General features: G+C 44.3%; 2 protein-coding genes and 2 pseudogenes. 2 read left to right on the top strand and 2 right to left on the bottom strand.

Translation table 11 applies throughout. The features are described from left to right. Positions 1–113 precede the first annotated feature (113 nt). Entirely contained in the window at positions 114–266 is a 153-nt protein-coding gene (locus C3B51_RS23640; RefSeq protein ID WP_165389207.1) for a hypothetical protein, read from the top strand. 594 nt (positions 267–860) lie between these two features. On the opposite strand, the gene C3B51_RS19635 is transcribed toward C3B51_RS23640, so the two are convergent. Then, the gene (locus tag C3B51_RS19635) at positions 861–1,478 is read right to left on the bottom strand and encodes a hypothetical protein (RefSeq protein ID WP_130246143.1); all 618 of its coding nucleotides are present in this window, start codon (positions 1,476–1,478) and stop codon (positions 861–863) included. Positions 1,479–1,762: 284 nt separating this feature from the next. Beyond that, positions 1,763–2,020: pseudogene (locus C3B51_RS19630) on the bottom strand (hypothetical protein); the annotation flags it as partial. A gap of 60 nt (positions 2,021–2,080) precedes the next feature. On the opposite strand from C3B51_RS19630, the pseudogene C3B51_RS19625 reads away from it, so the two are divergent. After that, a pseudogene (locus tag C3B51_RS19625) lies at positions 2,081–2,851 on the top strand (IS110 family transposase); the annotation flags it as partial. Positions 2,852–2,886 lie beyond the last annotated feature (35 nt).

Raw genomic sequence — 2,886 nt, 5'->3', positions numbered from 1 at the left:
GTCATAACCCTGTGTTGTGGTGTACTGGCAAGCGGCACGGGGGTTTGGGGTATCATGTTATTACCTTGTTAAACCAGGCGAATATATCGCTGATATACAGAGGGAGAAAGTCAATGGAGATCCCCGGAAAGGTTATTTTTGCCAGTTTGTGCGGCGCGATTGTGGGTTACGCACTCGCGCGGCAACTGGAAGGCGTACATTCAAAACTACTCGATTTAGAACATAGCCCCACTCCAAAACTTGTCTGTCACTGGGTGTCTGCGTAATTTTGCGTACTTTCTACCCCACCCAGCAGACCCAAATGTAGGACAGTTTTTGATTGGGTGTCCGTGCTATTTATTGATTGGGTGTCCGCGCTTCTCGCGCGAAATCTGACCCCAAATTTAGGGCAATTTATGATTGGGTGTCCACGCACTTCTTGTATTCATTGTCTATGGACCCGTATCAAGAACAGATAAGGCTGGGTGTCCGTGCTTTTCTTCTCCGAGCAAACCTAAGATAATGTGCATTGTTAAAAATTCTCCTTTTTTGGGCTAACAGATAATTCGACTCCCTTCTTCCTGCTATGCATTACTGGTCAGCTTTTATTATTGGAGTCATACAGTTATGAACAATAATACAGTGAACGGTATTGATTTGGCAAAAGTTGTTTTGCAGGTTGGCGTGTACGCAAACATTTAGATGGGTTCGAATGCAGAGTTAATACCGCAAGCATTTACATCAGGGTTGTAACTCAGTAGCAAAATAAAAACTGGCAGACCCCTACTCCTGAGGTACTAACATTATGTGTTCATGTCTTTCTTTTTGGGGTTTTGAGGTGTTACTGGAATTGAGTGTAAAGTTAATTCCAGTAGGTAAAGTTAATTACAGTAGGTAAAGTGAGAAGTTCCTCTTGCTCCCAACTGACTGTAAGTTTTACACACCCCAGATGCCGCATTAGCCTGAGGCATAGCCATTAACACCAAAAGAAACGAGGCATCTTCATTGTTCACAACTTCTGATGGGATATTCGCCCGTATAAAAAAATTGTGAAAGCTATTATGATGAAGCAGGTAGACCTTATCACGATTTATTTCATCCAAAATGTCAGCAATTTCCATTCCACAGTCTCCCACTTTCAACCCCTTGCTCTTAGCTCGATTAACCAGCTCCAGGCGCAAAGTTTCTAAGAAGTAAACGCGCGCAGACTCAATCAAGTCAATAGACACATCTCGCCTAAGGTATTTATCATAAGACCTGTCGGCGACCTCACTAACAAGTGAAAACGCCCACACCGGTAATTTGAGCTTCAAAAAAGCTTCAACTCCCTCTATCGATTCGAGAACGGTATGATGGCTCTGAAGGCTGCCACGAAAGTCACTGTCACCACATTCGTATATCAAATCAAAGGCATCGGGAAGAACATTAGCTTCCTCTGCACAAGACTGTGAGGCTGTGAGACCCAATAGAACAAATGATAGAAACGTTTTAGCTACCATCTACCCTAACTCCTTTAATCAGTTTACCCCTGGATTTTGCAACCATAACCGTGATTTCTTTTTTGACATGCGGAATATCATCTCAGGTAAAAAATCCTTCACGGGTTGATACTGATGCAACATATTTCTTTAACTTCAGAGACTTTACCACGGATTTAGGACATTCGAGAGACACTCGTTTGGGAAGGAGCGCTCGAGAGACACCCAATCCTGACGTTTGGGAGACACTCATTCCTAAAGTCAGCTTCCGAATGCAGGCAGGTGCACTTTCAATTGAACCTGCCCTCATCAACAATGTTATATGTAGGTGGCGCAACAACCAGTGGTGCTTTGAACTCGATTGAACCGTTTTGCTTCTCAAGGTTGCGTAGCATCTGTGCGATGATCTGCATGTCACCCTTGTGAACCATACAAGAACCAACGAAGCCCAGGTCAACTGGCTTGCCATCGTAGAAAGAAACAGGACGGATCACGTCGTGCGTGTAGCGTCTTGATACGTCTTCGTTGTTTACATCCGGGTCGGCATTCATTGGTTCAAGAATTGACAGAATTGACAGACATCCACTCCAAAACTTATCTGCCACTGGGTGTCTGCGTATTTTCTCGAGATGCCATTCATTCTTGCATGCTCCAAAGCAAGTTTACCGTTCGTTATTGCCAACCCCATTCATGTGAAACGCTTCGCCGGTGCAATCGGCCAACGAGCTAAAACCGATAAACTAGACGCCAAGCTGATTGCACACTACGGCGCAGCAATCAAGCCGCCCCTATCTAAGCTAAAGCCAGAATCTATGCAGCTTATGAGCGATTTGGTCTCAAGAAGAAACCAATTGCTTGTCATGCAGACCATGGAGAAAAACAGGCTACACATTTTGCCCAAAGAGCTGGCGATGACAATAAAACCGATCCTAACCGCCTTCAAAAATCAGATCCAAAAAATTGAAAATAAAATCATCAAACTGATCGAATCATGCCCTGAGTATCAGGCAAAGAACTCTCTATTACAAAGTATGAAAGGGATCGGGAAAATCGCCGCAGCCTCTATCATCAGTAACTTGCCTGAACTCGGTTACATGACCAACAAACAAGCCTCTGCATTGGTTGGTGTCGCGCCAGTTAATCGCGAAAGCGGCCGCTTCAAAGGGATGCGAAAAATACAAGGTGGCCGCCACCAGGTTAGGACTGTTTTATATATGGCTATGATGTCAGCCATCCAATCCAACCCTGTTTTCAAGACGCAATATCAAAAGCTGGTCACATCAGGAAAACCGAAAAAAGTGGCCTTAATTGCCTGTGTTCGAAAGATAGTCGTTACCTTGAACTCGATGCTCAGAGACGGAACAATGTGGGAAGCGCCAATTGCTGAAATTTAGTTATTGACGCCATAGGGCGTTGTTTCCTAAATCAT

Source organism: Pseudoalteromonas rubra, from assembly GCF_004212645.1.
Lineage (GTDB): Bacteria > Pseudomonadota > Gammaproteobacteria > Enterobacterales > Alteromonadaceae > Pseudoalteromonas > Pseudoalteromonas rubra_G.
Note: the sequence above shows the minus strand (reverse complement) of the source record. Positions and strands in the feature narration are given on the sequence as shown.